Annotated in this window: 15 protein-coding genes; 10 read left to right on the forward strand and 5 right to left on the reverse strand. The window is 64.9% G+C overall.

Annotated elements, in window-relative coordinates:
- Positions 1-71 precede the first annotated feature (71 nt).
- From HHL26_RS12065 to HHL26_RS12075, 3 genes are all read left to right on the forward strand, one after another.
- A complete protein-coding gene (locus tag HHL26_RS12065; RefSeq protein WP_082748727.1) occupies positions 72-2,363 on the forward strand; it encodes a CDC48 family AAA ATPase in 2,292 nt (763 codons plus the stop codon).
- A 130-nt stretch (positions 2,364-2,493) separates the two neighbouring features.
- Positions 2,494-3,138, forward strand: coding sequence for a methyltransferase domain-containing protein (locus tag HHL26_RS12070; protein WP_066560700.1), 645 nt, complete (start codon positions 2,494-2,496; stop codon positions 3,136-3,138).
- Positions 3,139-3,400: 262 nt separating this feature from the next.
- Positions 3,401-4,666, forward strand: coding sequence for a glutamate-5-semialdehyde dehydrogenase (locus HHL26_RS12075; protein ID WP_066560693.1), 1,266 nt, complete (start codon positions 3,401-3,403; stop codon positions 4,664-4,666).
- Positions 4,667-4,789: 123 nt separating this feature from the next.
- Here the strand turns inward: HHL26_RS12075 and kdsA are convergent, their stop codons facing one another.
- Both kdsA and HHL26_RS12085 read right to left on the reverse strand, forming a co-directional pair.
- Positions 4,790-5,611, reverse strand: a complete 822-nt coding sequence (kdsA, locus tag HHL26_RS12080; RefSeq protein WP_066560691.1) for a 3-deoxy-8-phosphooctulonate synthase — start codon at positions 5,609-5,611, stop codon at positions 4,790-4,792.
- 5 nt (positions 5,612-5,616) lie between these two features.
- Positions 5,617-5,910, reverse strand: a complete 294-nt coding sequence (locus HHL26_RS12085; RefSeq protein WP_066560688.1) for a hypothetical protein — start codon at positions 5,908-5,910, stop codon at positions 5,617-5,619.
- A gap of 22 nt (positions 5,911-5,932) precedes the next feature.
- Here HHL26_RS12085 and HHL26_RS12090 point away from each other — a divergent pair, with 22 nt between their 5' ends.
- The gene (locus HHL26_RS12090) at positions 5,933-7,060 is read left to right on the forward strand and encodes a hypothetical protein (protein ID WP_066560687.1); all 1,128 of its coding nucleotides are present in this window, start codon (positions 5,933-5,935) and stop codon (positions 7,058-7,060) included.
- Entirely contained in the window at positions 7,057-8,427 is a 1,371-nt protein-coding gene (locus HHL26_RS12095; protein ID WP_066560686.1) for a cytochrome P450, read from the forward strand. Before HHL26_RS12090 ends, HHL26_RS12095 begins: the two co-directional genes overlap by 4 nt.
- Positions 8,428-8,597: 170 nt before the next feature.
- Here the strand turns inward: HHL26_RS12095 and HHL26_RS12100 are convergent, their stop codons facing one another.
- Positions 8,598-11,261 (reverse strand): ribonuclease E/G, encoded by a 2,664-nt coding sequence (locus HHL26_RS12100; protein WP_237229851.1) that lies wholly within the window; start codon positions 11,259-11,261, stop codon positions 8,598-8,600.
- A 516-nt stretch (positions 11,262-11,777) separates the two neighbouring features.
- On the opposite strand from HHL26_RS12100, the gene HHL26_RS12105 reads away from it, so the two are divergent.
- The 5 genes from HHL26_RS12105 to HHL26_RS12125 all read left to right on the forward strand — a co-directional run bounded on the left by HHL26_RS12105 (position 11,778) and on the right by HHL26_RS12125 (position 17,805).
- Positions 11,778-12,746: an N-acetylmuramoyl-L-alanine amidase gene (locus HHL26_RS12105; protein WP_066560676.1), complete on the forward strand. Its 969-nt coding sequence runs from the start codon at positions 11,778-11,780 to the stop codon at positions 12,744-12,746.
- An 82-nt stretch (positions 12,747-12,828) separates the two neighbouring features.
- Positions 12,829-15,366, forward strand: a complete 2,538-nt coding sequence (locus HHL26_RS12110) for a transglycosylase domain-containing protein (RefSeq protein WP_066562061.1) — start codon at positions 12,829-12,831, stop codon at positions 15,364-15,366.
- Positions 15,367-15,512: 146 nt separating this feature from the next.
- A complete protein-coding gene (gene prfB, locus HHL26_RS12115; protein ID WP_066560674.1) occupies positions 15,513-16,640 on the forward strand; it encodes a peptide chain release factor 2 in 1,128 nt (375 codons plus the stop codon).
- Positions 16,640-17,386: a methyltransferase domain-containing protein gene (locus HHL26_RS12120; protein WP_066560673.1), complete on the forward strand. Its 747-nt coding sequence runs from the start codon at positions 16,640-16,642 to the stop codon at positions 17,384-17,386. The genes prfB and HHL26_RS12120 overlap by 1 nt, the downstream gene beginning before the upstream one ends.
- Positions 17,387-17,505: 119 nt before the next feature.
- Positions 17,506-17,805: a PilZ domain-containing protein gene (locus HHL26_RS12125; protein WP_066560671.1), complete on the forward strand. Its 300-nt coding sequence runs from the start codon at positions 17,506-17,508 to the stop codon at positions 17,803-17,805.
- Between the two features lie 12 nt (positions 17,806-17,817).
- Here HHL26_RS12125 and HHL26_RS12130 read toward each other — a convergent pair whose 3' ends face one another.
- Together HHL26_RS12130 and HHL26_RS12135 are read right to left on the reverse strand one after the other, a co-directional pair.
- A complete protein-coding gene (locus HHL26_RS12130) occupies positions 17,818-17,973 on the reverse strand; it encodes a hypothetical protein (protein WP_169576123.1) in 156 nt (51 codons plus the stop codon).
- A 15-nt stretch (positions 17,974-17,988) separates the two neighbouring features.
- The gene (locus HHL26_RS12135) at positions 17,989-18,702 is read right to left on the reverse strand and encodes a hypothetical protein (protein WP_066560669.1); all 714 of its coding nucleotides are present in this window, start codon (positions 18,700-18,702) and stop codon (positions 17,989-17,991) included.

Consider the following 18,702-nt stretch of genomic DNA (forward strand, 5'->3'; position numbering starts at 1 on the left):
CTTATGGCCCCTTTTCCTCGGCCGCGACGTTCCCTATCTCGTTACGCAGCGACAAGAACGGGGAAGCCGACGTGGCCGAAGAAGAAACCGCAGGACGCAGGATACAGGTGGCCAACGCCCGGCCGGAAGATGCGGGGCGCGGGCTTGCGCGCCTGCCGGTGGCGGTGATGGCGGAACTCCATCTGGCCGAAGGCGATGTGATCGAGATCGCGGGCAAGCGCTCCACCCCCGCGCGGGTGGTGCGGCCCTATAAGGAGGATGAGGGGCTTGACGTCCTGCGCCTCGACGGGCTTCAGCGCGCGAATGCCGGGGTCGGATCGGGCGACTTCGTCCTGATCAGCAAGGTCGAACCACGCCCTGCCCAGCGCGTCGTCTTCGCGCCTGCACAAAATAATTTGCGGTTGCAGGGCAATCCCGAAGCGTTGAAGCGGGTTTTCTTCCAACGGCCGCTCGCCTCCGGCGATATCGTCGCCACGGCGGGACAGCAACAGGTTCCGCCCGGCGACATGCCGCCCCAATTGCGCCAGATGCTGGCCGCGCCCGCCTACGCCCTGCAGGAAATCCGGCTGGTGGTGGTGTCGACGGTGCCCAAGGGCTTCGTGATGCTCGACGCCGACACCGAAGTCGAACTGCGCGCCGAATATGAGGAGCCGCGCGAATCCCGCCGCGCCGACGTCACCTATGACGATGTCGGCGGCATGGCGGAGGCGATCGACCAGTTGCGCGAGATGGTGGAGCTGCCGCTGCGCTATCCCGAACTGTTCGAGCGGCTGGGAGTCGATCCGCCCAAGGGCGTTCTGCTCCACGGCCCGCCGGGAACCGGCAAGACCCGGCTCGCCCGCGCCGTCGCCAATGAATCGGAAGCGGAATTCTTCCTGATCAACGGCCCGGAGATCATGGGTTCGGCCTATGGCGAGTCGGAAAAGCAGCTCCGCGAGATTTTCGAGGCCGCCGCCAAGGCTGTGCCGTCGATTCTCTTCATCGACGAGATCGATTCGATCGCGCCCAAGCGGGGCAATGTGACCGGCGAGACGGAAAAGCGCCTCGTCGCGCAATTGCTGACGCTGATGGACGGGCTGGAGCCGCGCACCAACCTGGTCGTCATCGCCGCGACCAACCGGCCCGAGGCGATTGACGAGGCGCTGCGCCGTCCCGGCCGGTTCGACCGCGAAATCATCGTAGGCGTTCCGGACGAGCGCGGGCGGCGGGAAATATTGGGCATCCACACCCGCGGCATGCCGTTGGGCGACAAGGTCGACCTCAGCGAACTCGCCCGCATGACCTATGGCTTTGTCGGCGCTGACCTCGCCGCGCTCACCCGCGAGGCGGCGATCGAGACGGTGCGCCGTTTCATGCCGCGCCTCAATCTGGAGGAAGGGACGATCCCGCCCGATGTGCTGGAGGAACTCTCCGTCACGCGGGAGGATTTCATGGCGGCGATCAAGCGCGTCCAGCCCTCCGCCATGCGCGAGGTGATGGTGCAGGCGCCGAACATCGGCTGGGCCGATATCGGCGGGCTGGACGATGCGCAGATGCGCCTCAAGGAAGGGGTGGAACTGCCGCTCAAGGATCCGGACGCCTTCCGCCGGATCGGTATCCGCCCGGCCAAGGGTTTCCTGCTCTATGGCCCGCCCGGCACCGGCAAGACGCTGCTGGCGAAGGCGGTGGCGCGGGAAGCGCAGGCCAATTTCATCGCGACCAAATCGTCCGACCTGCTGAGCAAATGGTATGGGGAGAGCGAACAGCAGATCGCCCGCCTCTTCGCCCGCGCAAGGCAGGTGGCGCCGACGGTCATCTTCATCGACGAACTGGACAGCCTGGTCCCCGCGCGGGGCGGCGGCCTGGGCGAACCACAAGTGACGGAGCGGGTGGTGAACACCATCCTGGCCGAGATGGACGGGCTGGAGGAGCTGCAATCGGTGGTCGTCATCGGCGCGACCAACCGGCCGACGCTGATCGATCCGGCGCTGCTGCGGCCAGGGCGGTTCGATGAACTGATCTATGTCCCCGTGCCGGATCGGGCCGGGCGCAGGCGCATCCTGTCCATTCATACCGGCAAGATGCCGCTGGCGCAGGACGTTGATCTTGATGTGCTGGCCGAGCGCACCGAACGCTTCACCGGCGCCGATCTGGAGGATCTGGTTCGCCGGGCGGGGCTGGTCGCGCTGCGCCAGTCGCTCTCGGTGGACAAGGTGACGCAGGCCCATTTCGAAGCGGCGCTGGAGGACACCCGTGCCTCCGTCACGCCCGAAATGGAGCGTGAATATGAGCAGATCCAGGCCACGCTCAAGCAAAGCGTGATGCAGGTCGATCCCATCGGCTTTGTCGCGCCCGGCATGTTGCGCCCCCGCAACCGGGACTGACTCGATCATCGGGCGGGGGAGGGGAAATCCCTTTACCCGCCCATGCTTTTACCCCTTCCGCCGTGAAGGCGCTTGCATGCCGGTGCGATTTTTGCGAGTCGGTCAGGTCAAGGCAGACAGGCGAGAATGAATGGCCTCCATTTCTTTGAAGAAGAAAAATCGGGTCTTTCCCGGAAAGCAATCCTCCACCTTCCTGGGTCAATGGAGCATGTTCCTCCGGCAGTTCATCAAGCATCCAGGCATGATCGGGTCGGTCATTCCCTCTTCCCAGATGCTGGTCGACAGCATGCTGGAGGGCGTGGACTGGCAGCGGACCCGGCTGTTCGTGGAATTCGGGCCGGGCGTCGGCACGTTCACGCGCCCCATTCTCGACAGGCTGCATCCGGACGCGACCCTGCTCGCGATCGACCTCAATCTCGATTTCGTCGCTTATCTGGAGGCGGAGATCGATGATCCCCGGCTGCGCATCGTCCATGGTTCTGCCGCCGATGTCCGCCGCTTCATCAAGGAAGCGGGCTATGCCCAGGCGGATTACGTGCTGTCCGGCATCCCTTTCTCGACCTTGCCAGAAGGCGTGGGCGAGGCGATCTGCGCCGAAACCCGGTCGGTGTTGAAGGCTGGGGGGGCTTTCATGGTCTATCAATATTCCGGCTATGTGCGCCGCCTGCTCTCCCCCCTGTTCGAAGAGATTCGGGAACGGGTCGAATGGCGCAATATCCCGCCCTGCCGGATGTTCACCGCCATGGAGCAGGAGATTCTGGCCCAGGCGGCCTGATCGATCCGCTTTAATATTGAATTTGCGGCATTTTGAGCGAATTTTTCGGCTTGGCTTGGTCTATACCCTGTTTTGGGTATGCGCTGGCCTGACCTGATCGCTAGGCGTGCGAAATAGGCAGTTCCTTCTGCCTGCTGACAGCCGGGCCATTTTGCGACCCATGGTCCGGCTGTCGGCTTTGGCCCTGCCGCATCCGCAACGGTGGTTTCGCTTTGGCCCGCTTTCATGATAAGGCCCGGCGCGAAACACGGCGAGATATTTCATGAACGACCTTACCCAGACCCCCGAAATGCTGATCGCGACCATGGGCGCGCGCGCGCGCGCTGCGGCAGCGGTCCTTTCCGCCGCGAGCGATGCGCAGAAGATCGACGCATTGCGCCGCGCCGCGCAGGCGCTGCGGGATCAGGCGCCGCAGATCATCGCCGCCAATGCTCGCGACATGGAAAATGCCGCCGCCAACGGCCTTTCGCCCGCCATGCTCGACCGGCTCCGGCTGGACGAGGATCGCGTTCTCGCGACGGCGGCGGGCGTTGATCAGGTCGCCACTTTGGTCAATCCGCTGGGCAGCGTGATCGACAAGCAGGTTCGCCCTAACGGCATGGAGTTGAGCCGCGTCCGCGTGCCGCTGGGCGTGATCGGCATCATCTACGAAAGCCGCCCCAATGTGACCGCCGACGCCGCCGCGCTCTGCCTGCGCGCCGGCAACGCCGTGATCCTGCGCGGCGGCAGCGAGGCGAAGGAAAGCAACCGCGCCATCCACGCGGCCATGGCCGAAGGGATCGCCGCTGCCGGCCTGCCCGCCGACGCGGTGCAACTGGTCCCCACCACGGACCGCGCCGCCGTGGGCGCGCTGCTCAAGGCCGCCGAGTTCATCGACCTGATCGTCCCGCGTGGCGGCAAGAGCCTGGTCGCCCGCGTGCAGGAAGAGGCGCGCGTGCCCGTGCTCGCGCATCTCGACGGCATCAACCACAGCTATGTCGACGGTGCCGCCGATCCGGACATGGCGCAAAAGCTGGTGGTGAACGCCAAGATGCGCCGCACCGGCATTTGCGGCGCGACCGAGACAGTGCTGATCGACAAGGCCTATCCTCAGGCGCCCGCCATCGTGAAGGCGCTGCTCGACGCCAAATGCGAAGTGCGCGGCGATGAAGCTGTGCAGGCGATGGACAGCCGCGTGATCGCCGCGTCGGATGAGGATTGGGATACGGAATATCTCGACGCCATCGTCTCGGTCCGGGTCGTGGATGGGCTGGACGAGGCGCTCGCCCATATCGCTGCCCATGCCAGCCACCACACCGACGCGATCATCACCGAGGACGCGACCAAAGCCGAGCGCTTCCTGAACGCCGTCGACAGCGCGATCGTGATGTGGAACGCCTCCACCCAGTTTGCGGACGGCGGCGAGTTCGGGCTGGGCGCGGAGATCGGCATTTCGACCGGGCGCCTCCACGCTCGCGGTCCGGTCGCTCTGGAAGGTCTGACGACCTATAAATGGCTGGTGCGCGGAACGGGCCAGACCCGGCCGTAAATCCGCCAATCTCTTCCCCGTTCGCCCTGAGCTTGTCGAAGGGCAAGGCTGAGCGAAGTCGAAGCCTTCGCTGCGCTCAGGCAAGGGCTTCGACTTCGCTCAGCCCGAACGGGTAGGGGTGTTTTACCCCTTCACCACTCCATCGATCGCCTTCAGCTTCTCCAGCAACGGTCCGACCCATTCGACCGGCAGCATCACCGGCCCATCCGAAGGCGCGCTGTCCGGATCGTCATGCGCCTCGGCAAAGACCGCCGCGATCCCCGCCGCGATAGCGCTCCGCGCCAGCACCGGCGCAAATTCGCGCTGCCCGCCCGAGGCTGAACCCAGCCCGCCCGGCTGCTGCACCGAATGGGTAGCGTCGAACACCACCGGATAGCCGGTCTGCGCCATCACCGGCAGCGACCGCATGTCGCTAACCAGCGTGTTGTAGCCGAAACTCGCCCCGCGCTCGGTCAGCAGGATACGCTCATTGCCGGTCGAGGCGACCTTCTGCGCCACCGCCGCCATGTCCCAGGGCGCGAGGAATTGCCCCTTCTTCACATTGACGACCGCGCCGGTCTTTCCCGCCGCCAGCAGCAGGTCAGTCTGGCGGCACAGAAAGGCGGGGATTTGCAAGATATCCACAGCCTGAGCCGCCGCCTCGACCTGCCCCGCCTCATGCACATCGGTCAGCACCGGACAGCCGAAGCTGGCCCTCACCTCCGCCAGAATTGCCAGCCCCGCATCGATCCCGACGCCTCGCTGTCCTGACACTGAGGTCCGGTTCGCCTTGTCGAACGACGATTTGAACACGAACGGCACGCCCGCTTTCGCGGCGATGCCCGATAGTCTTTCCGCCATCATCATCGCATGATCGCGGCTCTCGATCTGACAGGGGCCGGAAATCAGGACGAAGGGCAAGTCGTTGCCGACCATCACCGGCCCAATGGAAACATGCTTTGTCATGCCGCTCACTTCGGCGCTTTGGCGAAGCGGCGCAAGAGCTGCCCCCGCCACAGCCCCTTGCCGGGGTGATAATTCCAGCAAAACCAGCCGAAGACCAGACAAGCGAGCAACGACGGCAGCGCCATCGGATCGCCTTCCCCCTTCATGTGCCGGTAGAAGGCGAAGTCCGCCCGCCACCGGTCCCGCTCGCTGCCGCCACCATTGATGCCATAGGCATTGTCATGGCGCCGACAGCCGATGTTTCGGTTGTATTTGCGGTGGTCTATGAAATAGCAGTAGTCGCGTTCGGGTGTCGTCATGGCCCGATGTGGAACAGGGGCCATGGAAAAGTTCAAGCGTAAACTCTTCTACCTTGGCGGTTTCGATCCGCGCGGGGTGCGTTTCTATCACCAGATGTATCGCGAGCAGGCGGAAAATTACGCGCGCCTGTCGGGCGAACAGGTGGAGGTCAGCGCCCGCCGTTCCGGCCCGGCCTCGTCCGCCCTCTGGACCGTCACCAACCACAGCGCCGGGGTCGAGACCGACTATGAATTCCTCCGCTGGGAGGATTTGGTCGGCAAGGTCTGGATTCGCAATCCGCTGCTGCTGGCATGGCGCTCCATCGCCACCTACAGCGCCCATGCCCGGCACATGCAGTTCCTGCGCATGCGCAAGCTGCGTCCGGGGCCCGTCATCACCATCCTCTACCCGCCGCTGCTGGCGGTGCTGATCCCGCTCGCCCTCGCGCTGCTTCCCGCTTTGCTGCTGACGCTGCTGCTGCCCTTCTGGGCCGCCGCGCTCATCAGCATCGGCATCAGCGTGGCTCTGTCGGGCCGCCTGCTCAACAAGCTGATCGTGCCCTGGCTGCTGCGCTTCATGTATTATAACCATTCGGTCGCCGCCGACGGCCCCGGCGCGGAGATGGACGAGCGCCTCGACCAGTTCGCCACCCGCATTGTCGAGGAAATGGACGGCTCCCATGACGAGGTGATCTTTGCCTCCCACAGCAACGGCACCATCTATGCGATGAGCGTCCTGCGCCGCATCCTCGAACTGCGCGGGGACAGGCCGCTGCCCGACAATTTCACCGTCCTGACGCTGGGGCAGGTCGTCCCCGTCATCGCGCTCCGCAAGGACGCAAGCTGGTATCATGCCGATCTGAAAGCGCTGGACGACAAGCCTTTCCGCCTGGTCGACTTCTCCGCCCCGCCGGACGGCGCGGCCTATTATGACGTGCACCCGATCCGCCTTGTCTCAGACCGGTGCGCCGCCCGCGTGGACCTTCTCTCGCCGCGCTTCCACCTCTTCTATGATCCGGAAAATTATCACAGCGGCTGGTCGAACAAATATGAGGCGCATTTCGACTATCTGCGCGTGGGCGACCGCCTCTCGCCGGTCGACTATGTCAGCCTCACCGCCGGCCGCCGGACCATCGACGAAGCGATAGCGCAGTTCAGGACGATCAAGTGACGCAGCCCTTCACGCCGCCTTATCCAGAGCCGCCCCGCACCAAGCGCGGCCTGATGAAGCGCTTCCTGCGCGGCTGGCATAGTTGGATTCATGTGTTGTTCGAAAAGAGCTACACGATGAAGCTGGGCGAAATCCGCATGCCCGGCCAGACCATGTACATCGCCAATGAACTGCCGCTGGTGGACCAGATATTGCGGGGCGGCACGGCCTATCCCAAGCATCGCGAGCTGGTGCGCAACCTCTCGCCGCTGATCGGCAATTCGGTCTTTTCCGCCAATGGCGAGGATTGGGAAAGCCAGCGCGCCATGGTGAACCCGGCCTTCGCCCACACCGCGCTCAACCGTTCGATGCCGCTGATGGTCGCGGCCGCCGATGACCTGCTCGCTCGCCTGGGCGAGGCGGACCGCAGCAAGCCGGTCGATATCGACCCGATGATGACCCATGTCGCGGCCGACATCATCTTCCGCACGCTCTTTTCCGAAGCGCTGGACGAGCGGCGCTCCAACATCATCCACACCGCCTTCGGCAAGTTCCAGCGCCTCGCCCACAGCGCCTCGATGCTGCGCCTCTACGGCTTCCCTGCGCGCTGGTTCGAGAAGCGGTCGCTGACCCCGGCAAAGGCGATCCACGATGTCTTCCGCCCCATCGTCGAAGCGCGCTACGCGGGCTTCCACCAGCGTGGCGAGGCTCCCCACAAGGACATCCTTCAGTCGCTGATCGAGGCGAAGCATCCGGAAACCGGCGAACCCTTCACCTTGCAGCAGGTGATGGATCAGGTCTCGACCGTCTTCCTCGCAGGCCATGAAACCTCGGCCAGCACCATGACCTGGGCGCTCTACATGCTGGCCGAATGCGCCCATATTCAGACCGCCGCCCGCGCCGAGGTGACGGAAATCGCCGGAACCGTCCCGCTCGATGCCGCCATGCTCAAGGATATGGGCGCGATCCGCAACATCTTCCGCGAAACGCTGCGCCTCTATCCGCCGGTCGCCTTTTTCCCCCGCGAAGTCACCTGCCCGATGCCGATGCGCGACAAGCAGTTGGAGGAAGGCGCGATGCTGGTCGTCGCCCCCTGGCTCACTCAGCGCAACAAGGATAATTGGGCCTGCCCCCACAGCTTCGACCCCGCTCGCTTCGAAGACCCCGCCAATGCGGAGATGGTGAAGCAGGCCTGGTTCCCCTTCGGCCGCGGCCCCCGCGTCTGCGTCGGCGCCGGTTTCGCCCAGCAGGAGGTGATGACGGTGATCGCCACCGTGGTGCGCCGCTATCGCTTGTCGGTGCCGCAAGGGTTCAAGCCGGAGCCGATCAGCCGCCTGACGATCCGGCCGAGGACGGGCATGCAGCTGATGTTCGAGCTAGTGTCCTGAATGGGGGCAGAGCGGGCCTCACGATTGTTCATAACCGCAATTAGCCAAAAAGCACTGATGCCCTCAGCACTGTTTTTCCAATTTCCCTGATTTCCAACCGAAAAGAAAACGCCGCCACCTGGCCGGTTGAACCGGCGAGGCAGCGGCGTTTTGCATTATCGAGTGTCCGTTTATTGACCGAAAGTGCGCTGCCACCAGCCGCGGCGCGGCGTGCCGTCTTCATTTTCACCTTCGTCACCGGCCTCGCCATTCACCGTAACCGCTTCGGCGGTTTCCGCGGGGGAGGCGGCTTCGACGGGCGCCTGGATAGCCGGTGCGGCCTCTGCGGCAGCGGTTTCCTCGACCACCGGATCGGCCTTCTTGCGGCGAGTGCGCTTGGGTTTGGCAGGCGCCTCTTCGGCAACCGGAGCAGGTTCGGCAGCAACGGCTTCCTCAGCGACCGGCTCCACCTTCTTGCGACGGGTGCGCTTGGGCTTGGCAGGCGCCTCTTCGGCAACCGGCTCCTCCCGCACGACTTCCACCGGAGCTTCGACCGCTTCGGCTTCGGCGGCAGGCGCAGCAGCTTCCTTCGCCTTGCGCGCACGCGGACGGCGGCGGGTCTTGGGCGCTTCCTCCTCGGCAGGCGCTTCGGGAGCCGTTTCCACTACCGGTTCCGGAGCGGCCTCAGCCTCGACGGACTCCTCACTGGCGGCCGAACCTTCGCTCAACCCTTCCTCGCCTGCCTCACGACGGCGCCGTCCACCCCGACGGCCGCGGCGGCCGCGGCGACGGCCTTCGCCCTCACCCTCGACAGCGGCTTCGACCGGTGCAGCTTCGGCTTCGGCTTCACCCTCGACTTCCTCTGCCTCGTCGGAAATGTCGGCGTCCTCGCCAGCATCGCCTTCAGCCGCAGGCTCGGCGCGATGCTCATCGCGCTGCCCGCCCCGGCGGCGACGGCGACGACGGCGGCGACGGCCACCCTCGCGATCCTCGCCACGGTCGCCATGCTCCTCATGCGCGGCTTCGACTTCCTCGACCTCTTCCTCGTCCAGTTCCTCGACGATTTCGAGATCATCCTCTTCCTCGATTATCGGCGTATAGTCGACCACGCGCTCTGGACGCGGCCCGCTGGCCTCGACCGACATGCGCGCGCCCTCGACCTCGCCATCGGGCAGGATCGCGATGCGCACGCCATAGCGCTGCTCGATCTCGTCCAGTTCGCGGCGCTTGTTGTTGAGGACGTAGAAAGCCGCTTCCTGGCTGGCGCGCAGGGTGATCAGGCTGCCGCGACCACGCGCCGCTTCCTCTTCCAGCATGCGAAGCGCCGACAGACCCGCCGACGAGGCCGTCCGCACCAGCCCCGTGCCTTCGCAATGCGGGCACTGGCGGGTCGACGCTTCAAGCACGCCGGTGCGCAGACGCTGGCGGCTCATTTCCATCAGGCCGAAGCCCGAGATGCGGCCGACCTGGATGCGGGCGCGATCGTCCTTCAGCGCCTCCTTCATCGCCTTCTCGACCTTGCGGATGTTGGAGTTCATCTCCATGTCGATGAAGTCGATGACGACCAGGCCCGCCATGTCGCGCAGGCGGAGCTGCCGGGCAATCTCGCGGGCGGCTTCCAGATTGGTGGCGACGGCGGTCTGCTCGATGCCATGCTCGCGGGTCGACCGGCCCGAGTTGATGTCGATCGACACCAGCGCCTCGGTCGGGTTGATGACCAGATAGCCGCCGGATTTGAGCTGTACGACCGGATTGTACATCCCGGCGAGCTGATCCTCGACGCTGGCGCGCTGGAACAGCGAGATCGGATCGGCATATTGCTTCACCCGGCGCGCATGGCTGGGCATCAGCAGCTTCATGAAATCCTTGGCGGCCTTATAGCCATATTCGCCCTCGACGATGACCTCTTCAATATCCTTGTTGTAGATATCGCGGATCGCCCGCTTGATGAGGTCGCTGTCATTGTGGATCAGCGCGGGGGCGTCAGATTTCAGTGTGTTTTCGCGGATCTCGTCCCACAGGCGGGCAAGATAGTCGAAGTCGCGCTTGATCTCCGGCTTGGTGCGCTGGAGACCGGCGGTGCGGACGATGCAGCCCATGGTGGAGGGCAGCGCCATTTCCGCGATGATCGACTTCAGGCGCTTGCGGTCGGCAGCGTTGCTGATCTTGCGCGAAATCCCGCCGCCATGGCTGGTGTTCGGCATCAGCACGCAATAACGGCCCGCGAGCGACAAATAGGTGGTCAGCGCCGCGCCCTTGTTGCCGCGCTCTTCCTTGACGACCTGCACCAGCAGCACCTGGCGGCGCTTGATGACGTCCTGAATCTTGTAGCGGCGGCGCAGCGCCATGCGCTTGCGGCGCAGCTCGTCGGCGGCCTCGTCGCCCTTGCCGCGACGGCCACGGCCATTGCGGCCGCCCTCGGCGCCTTCGCTGGCCGCAGCTTCGCCTTCATGATCTTCATCGTCATGATGATGGGTGGCCTCGACGACTTCCAGGCCACCGTCGGACGCGCCGCCATGTTCCTCATCATCATCGAAATCGGCGCGCAGCGCGGCCTCTTCCTCGGCATGCTCGCGTTCCTCGCGCAGCAGCGCTTCGCGGTCCTCCCGGGGGATCTGATAATAGTCGGGATGGATTTCGCTGAAAGCGAGGAAACCATGGCGATTGCCGCCATAATCGACGAAGGCCGCCTGGAGCGAAGGCTCTACACGAGTAACCTTGGCGAGATAGATATTGCCCTTGAGCTGCTTGTGCTCGGCCGATTCGAAGTCGAATTCCTCGATCCGGTTACCTTTGACGACCGCGACCCGGGTCTCTTCCCGGTGGCGCGCATCGATCAGCATACGCATTGTCATTTATGAATCTCCGGCGTTGGCGGCCAGCGGCGCTGGGCCGGGCTGCCACGCGATAGTAAGGGGACGGCGCGAGTTGCTGCATCGTCCGGTTTTGAAGGAAAAAACGCGTGTCTGCTGCCGGGGCAGGGCCGGACCATGTGCCGGACACCACCAACCACGCCGCATCGCCCGGAACCGGGGCCAGCGTGGATTGGAAATCATGCCTCATGCAGCGTCAACCTGTTCGTGCATCCGTGCCGGGCGTTGTCGCCCGCCGGTGCCATCGTGAATATCCCCGAAAGGACTGCCGCCGAATATGGCGCGTCTTTTGGGAATGTGAATGGGTAGCAGTCAAAATGGCAAGGAGCAACGGCCACTCGAAATATTGTTTCGCGGCTTGCGCTTCCGGCGGAACTTCGCCCGGCAGTCTATCGCGATCATGGTGAAGATGGGGTTAACCTTGCCGTTTCGATGCGCGAAAAGCGGCTATGCTTCATATCGCCGGGATAGCGCCGGGACGATCGGTGGACGGGCGTCATGAAATTCGGCTGGACGGCCAAGGCCCGTACGTTGCACAAGCGGCGCATGTTCCAAAGTCTTGCGCTCGCAAGCATGATCCTCTCCGGCGCGCCGCTTTCCGCCGTCATCCCCGATGGCGGCCGGGCGGGCATGCGCTTTGACGCGCCCGCGCATATGGCCTCGCGCCCGGCCAGGCGTCTCCACAGCATCACCGTGCCGATCCCGCCTGTGGCGCGCGGCCTGTCGCTGCCGCCGGTGGAGGGGCCGCGCGACGCGTCCCGCCCGCTGGTGGTGATCGACGCCGGCCATGGCGGCCATGATCCAGGCGCGGTCAACCGCGAAAATGGCGAGCGGGAGAAGGATGTGACGCTCGCCATCGCGCAGGCGGTACGCGACCAACTGCTGAAGTCAGGCCGCGTCCGCGTGGCGCTGACCCGCAACGCTGACCGTTTCCTGGTACTTCAGGAGCGCTATGGCATTGCGCGCAAGCTGAACGCGGACCTGTTCATTTCCATCCACGCCGATTCGGCGGACAATGACACGGCGCGGGGCGCGACCGTCTATACCCTGTCCGAGACCGCCTCCGACCGCGAAGCCGCCCGCCTTGCCGCGCGCGAGAACAAGGCCGACTTTCTGAACGGCGTTAACCTCGGTGGCCAGTCGAACGATGTTTCCTCGATCCTGATCGACCTGACGCAGCGGGAATCGATGAACATTTCGGTGAGCTTCGCCCGGCTGCTCCAACGCGAGGCCGCGCCCTATGTCCCGTTCCGCAGCGCGGCGCATCGCTTCGCCTCGCTGATGGTGCTCAAAGCTCCGGATACCCCGTCGGTGCTGTTCGAAACGGGCTATATTTCCAATACGGCCGATGCGGCTTTCCTGGCGTCGAAGGAAGGTCAGGCGAATATCGCCAAGGGCGTCGCCCGCGCGATCGAAGTGCATTTCGCCCGCAAACTGACGATGCGCGGGGATGGGGCGGGCGGCTGAGAACGTCCGGACCGGCCGACATTCCGTTCAAAGCATTCCACTCTGGCGCTTCACCCATTTTGACCGTACAGCCTCGACCATCATGGAAGAGGCTCGCCCCAAAAACGCCGCATCGTCCTTCATCCATCGCCTGCGTAGCGGCGCGAGCGGACTTCGGGAAAGGCTCGCACCCCATTGGGACAAGCGCTGGTTCCGCTGGATCGCGGTTGGCCTTGGCGGCCTCATCCTCGCTTATGCGCTTTTCTGGCTGATCTTCGCGCGCGGCTTGCCCGATGCGGCGACGCTGCTGGAATATGAGCCGCCGCTGCCGACAATCGTGCGGGACACCGACGGCCAACCCGTCCACAGCTATGCCCGCGAACGCCGCGTCCAACTGCAATATAGCGATTATCCACCGCTGCTGATCCGCGCCTATCTGTCGGCGGAGGACAAGACCTTCTTCGAACATCATGGCGTCGACATTCCCGGCTTCTTCGGCGCGGTGTTCGACTATGCGACCAAGATCGGCTCGGGCCAGCGCGCCCGTGGCGGCTCCACCATCACCCAGCAGGTGGCGAAGAACCTGCTGATCGGTGACGAATATTCCCCCACGCGCAAGGTGAAGGAAATGATCCTCGCCTATCGCATGGAGGGGGTGCTGACCAAGCAGCAGATCCTCGAACTCTATCTCAACCAGATATTCCTCGGCCGCAACGCCTATGGCGTGCAGGCGGCTGCGCGCGCCTATTTCGACAAGGATGTGGGCGACCTCAAGCTGCATGAAATGGCCTATCTGGCGATCCTGCCCAAAGGTCCGGCCAATTATCGCCCGGAAAGCCCCACCGGCCATGAACGCGCACTGGAGCGCCGCAACTGGGCGCTTGGCGAAATGGTCAAGAATGGCTGGATCACCCAGGCCCAGCGCGATGAGGCGCAGGCCCAGCCGCTCGGCACCGTGGCTGCCCATGGCTCCAGCTTCGATGCCCGCGCAGGCGGCTATTATATGGAGGAAGTGCGCCGCCGCCTGATCCAGCAATTCGGGGAAAAGGCATCGGACGGTCCGAACAGCGTCTATGCCGGCGGCCTCTGGGTGCGCAGCCCCTATGACCCGAAGATTCAGGATCTGACGACCACGGCGCTGCGCAATGGCCTGCTGCGCTTCGATGCGGGCAAGGGCTGGTCCGGGCCGATCGGCAGGATCGACATGGATCGCGGCTGGCATCGTGAACTGGCGGCAAGCTATATCGACGTCGACTATGCCGGATGGCGCGTCGCCGTGATCGTCAGCCGGAACAGCGGCGCCGCGCAGATCGGCTTTTCCGACGGATCGACGGGCACGCTGTCCGCCGATGCGGCGCAATTGCCCTATCGCAAGAGCGGCGGCCCGGCCTTCGCGGCGATGAAGCCCGGCGACCTGATCGTGGTGGCGCGCAACGGCTCGTCATGGGCACTGCGCAACGTGCCCGAAGTCTCCGGCGGCATGGTGGTGGAGGAAACCCATTCGGGCCGCGTCCGCGCCATGCAGGGCGGCTTCGACAACCGCCTCTCCTCCTACAACCGCGCCACCCAGGCGATGCGCCAGCCCGGATCGACCATCAAGCCCTTCGTCTATGCCGCCGCGCTGGACAATGGCATGACCCCGGCCTCGATCATCGTCGACGGACCGCTCTGCGTCTATCAGGGCGCGGGCCTTGGCCAGAAATGCTTCCGCAACTTCACCGGCGGCAGCGCCGGGCCGCAGACCATGCGCTGGGGCGTCGAGCAGTCGCGCAACCTGATGACCGTGCGCGCCGCCAGCCAGACCGGCATGGACCGCGTCGTGCGCACCATCAAGGCGATGGGGATCGGTGATTACCAGCCCTATCTCTCCTTTGCGTTGGGCGCGGGCGAAACCACGGTCGAGCGGATAGTGAACGCCTATGCCATGCTCGCCAATCAGGGGCGGCAGCTTAGCCCCAAGCTGATGGACTATGTGCAGGACCGGCGCGGCAAGGTGATCTGGCCGCTGCGCTGGCGCGCCTGTGACGGCTGCAACATGGCCAATTGGGACGGCAAGTCCATGCCCCGCTTCGGTTTCGAGGGGCGGCAGGTGATGAACCCGATGACCGCCTATCAGGTCGTGCACATTGCCGAGGGCGTGATCCAGCGCGGCACGGCCACCGTGCTGGCGGACCTGAAACGCCCGCTGTTCGGCAAGACCGGCACCACCAACGGCCCGACCAACGTCTGGTTCGTCGGCGGATCGCCGGACATCGTGGCGGGCGTCTATATCGGCTATGACCAGCCGAGGAGCCTGGGCGGCTGGGCGCAGGGCGGCCGCGTCGCCGCGCCGATCTGGAAAGCGGCGATGACGCCGGTGCTGGAGGCGATGCCCAAGACCCCGTTCATCGCCCCGGCGGGCATCCGCATGGTCACGATCGACCGCCGCTCGGGCAAGCGCGTCTATGGCGTCTGGCCGACCGACGAGCCCAAGCCCGCCGTGATCTGGGAAGCGTTCAAGCCCGAATCCGAACCCCGCCGATCGATCCGCAAGGAAGAGGTGGCCGCGCAAGACAAGGCCGCCGCCCGCATCGAAGCGACGGTCCAGCGCCACCAGCGCACCGACAGCGACTTCCTGCAGGATCAGGGCGGGATTTACTAAATTCTCCCTGCGCGAAGCGTCGGGAGGATTTGAGCTCTTCCCCCGCAAGGATTGAATCTTCCCAAACTCTCCGCGCTCGGATAGGGCCGGGCGCATGATGCGTTTCCTGCACGAACAGGAAACATGCGAATGTCTGGAGACCTCCCATGCGCGCCGAAGCGCAGCAATATATAGACCGCATCGACGCCGCGCTGGACCTGCTGCGCCGCTTCCTCGACTGGGACCGCGCCCTTCGCCGCCTCGACGAACTGAACGCCCGCGTCGAGGACCCGACGCTTTGGGACAATCAGAAACAGGCGCAGGAAGTGATGCGGGAGCGCACAAGGCTCGACGCCGCGATCGGCGCGACCCGCGCCATCGACAGCGAAAAGACCGACACCGCGGAACTTATCGACATGGCCGATGCCGAAGGCGATGAGGATATGGTGGCCGAAGCCATCGCCTCGCTGAAGGCGCTGGCCGATCGCGCCGACGAGGACAAGATCAAGGCGTTGCTCGCTGGCGAGGCCGATGCCAGCGACACCTATCTGGAAATCCACGCGGGCGCGGGCGGCACGGAAAGCCAGGATTGGGCGGAAATGCTCAGCCGCATGTACCGCCGCTGGGCCGAACGGCGCGGCTATAAGGTCGAGCTGGTCGACTATCAGGCGGGCGACCAGGCGGGCATCAAGTCCGCCACCTTCCTGTTCAAGGGCGAGAATGCCTATGGCTATGCGAAGACGGAAAGCGGCGTGCATCGCCTGGTCCGCATCAGCCCCTATGACAGCTCGGCCCGCCGCCACACCAGCTTCTCGTCGGTCTGGGTCTATCCGGTGATCGACGACGATATCGATATCGAGGTGAAGGAAAGCGACCTCAAGATCGACACCTACCGCGCCAGCGGCGCAGGCGGTCAGCACGTCAACACTACGGACTCGGCGGTCCGCATCACTCACGTGCCGTCGGGCATCATCGTCGCCAGCCAGAACGACCGTTCGCAGCACAAGAACCGCGCAACGGCCATGAACATGCTGAAGGCGCGCCTCTATGAAGCGGAACTGCGCCGTCGCGAGGAAGCGGCATCGACCGACTATCAGGCCAAGACCGAGATCGGCTGGGGCCACCAGATCCGCTCCTATGTGCTTCAGCCCTATCAGCTCGTGAAGGATTTGCGCACCGGCGTCACCTCCACCGCGCCCGACGATGTGTTGGACGGCGCGCTCGATCCCTTCATGGCGGCCGCGCTCAGCCAGAAGGTGACCGGAGAGAAGGTCGACGTGGAGGATGTCGACTGATGAAGCGCCTGCCGGCGGCCGGGGCTGGAGCGCTCGCGGCGCTGGCGGGCTGCTTGGCTTTGCTGGCGGGCTGCGGCCCATTCTCGTCGGACAAGAATAGCGATCGCCCGGCCGCCGCCCGCGCCTTTCCGCGCGCCGACCGCCCGGTGGCGCCGATCGTCTCCACCCGCTGGTCGAGCGAGGAAGCCCGCGACCGGGTGAACGAAGCCGAAGACATCATGAACCGCGCCGGCATCCGTTCCGGCATGACGGTGGCGGACATTGGCGCGGGCGAGGGCTATTACACCGTGCGCCTCGCGAAAAGGGTGGGCGACAGGGGCCGCGTCCTGGCCGAAGACATCATGCCCGAGGTGATCGACGCCTTGAGCCGCCGCATCACGCGGGAGGACTGGCGCAATGTCAGCGTCCGGCTGGGCGCGCCGGAGAACCCCAGGCTGCCTGAAAACAGCTTCGACCGCATCCTCATGGTCCATATGTATCATGAGATTGCCGAACCCTACGCCTTTCTGTGGAACCTCAGTCCAGCGCTCAAGCCGGGTGGCGAGCTGATCGTGGTGGACGCCGATCGTCCGACCGACCAGCACGGCACGCCGCCGCGCCTGCTGGCCTGCGAATTGGCGGCCATGGGCTTCCGTCTGGAGGAACTGATTCCCAAGCCGACGGCGGGCGGCTATTTCGCCCGGTTCAAGCGCATTGCCGCACGGCCCGAACCATCCTCCATCGTCCCCTGCGCCTTGCGGTCCTGATCCGTTACGGCCGGCTAACGCTTTCCTTTGCGCATATTATGGTTAATGGGCGGCCAACCATGATTCGATGGACGCTTTTGACCATTTTATGATCATATGCCTTGGGGGGAGGGCAGGATATGGCTGACCTGACTGGCGCCGCCGGGCAGCGGCGGCACGATCCGCGCCACAAGATGTTCGGACCCGTCGCCTTGCGTTTCGGCGGCACGGCGGCCCGGGCGCATTTTCTGGACCTGTCCTGCTCGGGCGCGTTGGCCCATTGCGAAACGCCGCCCAGGACCGGCACCTATCTCATCGTCGAGGCGCTGGGCATGCAGGCGAGCGGCCGGGTCATGTGGTCCAATGGCAAGCGTTTCGGCATTCAGTTCAACCAGCCCTTGACCCAGCATGCCTTGACCGTGTGGATCGAAGGCGCCTGAATAGCCGTTCCTTCATCCCTTCTGCCGCCACTTCCGAAATAGCGATACGCCCAGCAGTCCGCCGCCGACCAGCGCTGCGATCGCTCCGCCCGCGCTCGCCAGCGCCCAGGCGCCGGCAGCCAGCAAGCCAGTCAGGAAATCGACGATGATCAGCGTAAGGTGAATCATTACGCTAGGAAGACGTTATTCCTGCCCAAGTTCCTTCGCCTCCTGATATTTCAGCTCCAGGAAGCGGTTCTGCACCGCCAGCTTGTCGAGATCGCCGCTCGCCAGCGTCTCGCTCATCCGGGCGATTTCCGCGTCGATGACGCCAAGTCCGTCGATCAACTGCTTTTCCGGGACGCGGCCATTGCGCTCCTCGCGCCGCAGCGGTTCGGGGATGGATTGATAGCCGGTGACGAGTTCAGGCAGATGATCGGCCAGCAATTTGCGGATTTCCTGCGCCGCCGGATCCTGCTCGCCCAGCCTTTCAAGTTGCGGCGACAGGGTCTCCAGCTTCACGCCGATGCTGTCGACTAGGGTGACGGCGGGGGCGGGCAGGGCTTTGCGCTGATTTTCCAGCCAAATCTCGGTCTGGAGCGGCAGGGCGGTGAGCGCGGTCTCCGCCAGCGCCTCTGTCCTGACGCGCTTTTCTCCCGGCAGCGCCGCGATCAGGAGCACCGCCGCCAGCATGACGCCCAGCGCGATCATGACCCCGCTTGTCCCGATCGGCGCCACAAAGCCCGCCACCGCGCTGCCGATCAGCACCGCGATCACTGCCCAGAAGGCATATTTGACCTTGCGCATCAGCGCGGCATTGCGCCTTTGCCGCGCACGTGCCGACAGGCTCTGCCCGCGCTCGCTATGGCGGCGGAGCACCGCTTCGGCATCGGCCAGGACGCGTTCGGACCGGCTCAT

Origin of the sequence: Sphingobium sp. TB-6 (assembly GCF_012927365.1) — a bacterium.
In the GTDB taxonomy this organism is placed as follows: Bacteria; Pseudomonadota; Alphaproteobacteria; order Sphingomonadales; family Sphingomonadaceae; genus Sphingobium.

What these genes read in the sequence shown, in the direction of transcription:
- HHL26_RS12135 (WP_066560669.1), bottom strand. Translation starts at nt 18,702, where the DNA reads ATGAGCCGGTCCGAACGCGTCCTGGCCGATGCCGAAGCGGTGCTCCGC.
- kdsA (WP_066560691.1), bottom strand. Translation starts at nt 5,611, where the DNA reads ATGACAAAGCATGTTTCCATTGGGCCGGTGATGGTCGGCAACGACTTG.
- HHL26_RS12075 (WP_066560693.1), top strand. Translation starts at nt 3,401, where the DNA reads ATGAACGACCTTACCCAGACCCCCGAAATGCTGATCGCGACCATGGGC.
- HHL26_RS12100 (WP_237229851.1), bottom strand. Translation starts at nt 11,261, where the DNA reads ATGACAATGCGTATGCTGATCGATGCGCGCCACCGGGAAGAGACCCGG.
- HHL26_RS12130 (WP_169576123.1), bottom strand. Translation starts at nt 17,973, where the DNA reads ATGATTCACCTTACGCTGATCATCGTCGATTTCCTGACTGGCTTGCTG.
- HHL26_RS12110 (WP_066562061.1), top strand. Translation starts at nt 12,829, where the DNA reads ATGGAAGAGGCTCGCCCCAAAAACGCCGCATCGTCCTTCATCCATCGC.
- HHL26_RS12070 (WP_066560700.1), top strand. Translation starts at nt 2,494, where the DNA reads ATGGCCTCCATTTCTTTGAAGAAGAAAAATCGGGTCTTTCCCGGAAAG.
- HHL26_RS12125 (WP_066560671.1), top strand. Translation starts at nt 17,506, where the DNA reads ATGGCTGACCTGACTGGCGCCGCCGGGCAGCGGCGGCACGATCCGCGC.
- prfB (WP_066560674.1), top strand. Translation starts at nt 15,513, where the DNA reads ATGCGCGCCGAAGCGCAGCAATATATAGACCGCATCGACGCCGCGCTG.
- HHL26_RS12090 (WP_066560687.1), top strand. Translation starts at nt 5,933, where the DNA reads ATGGAAAAGTTCAAGCGTAAACTCTTCTACCTTGGCGGTTTCGATCCG.
- HHL26_RS12120 (WP_066560673.1), top strand. Translation starts at nt 16,640, where the DNA reads ATGAAGCGCCTGCCGGCGGCCGGGGCTGGAGCGCTCGCGGCGCTGGCG.
- HHL26_RS12105 (WP_066560676.1), top strand. Translation starts at nt 11,778, where the DNA reads ATGAAATTCGGCTGGACGGCCAAGGCCCGTACGTTGCACAAGCGGCGC.
- HHL26_RS12085 (WP_066560688.1), bottom strand. Translation starts at nt 5,910, where the DNA reads ATGACGACACCCGAACGCGACTACTGCTATTTCATAGACCACCGCAAA.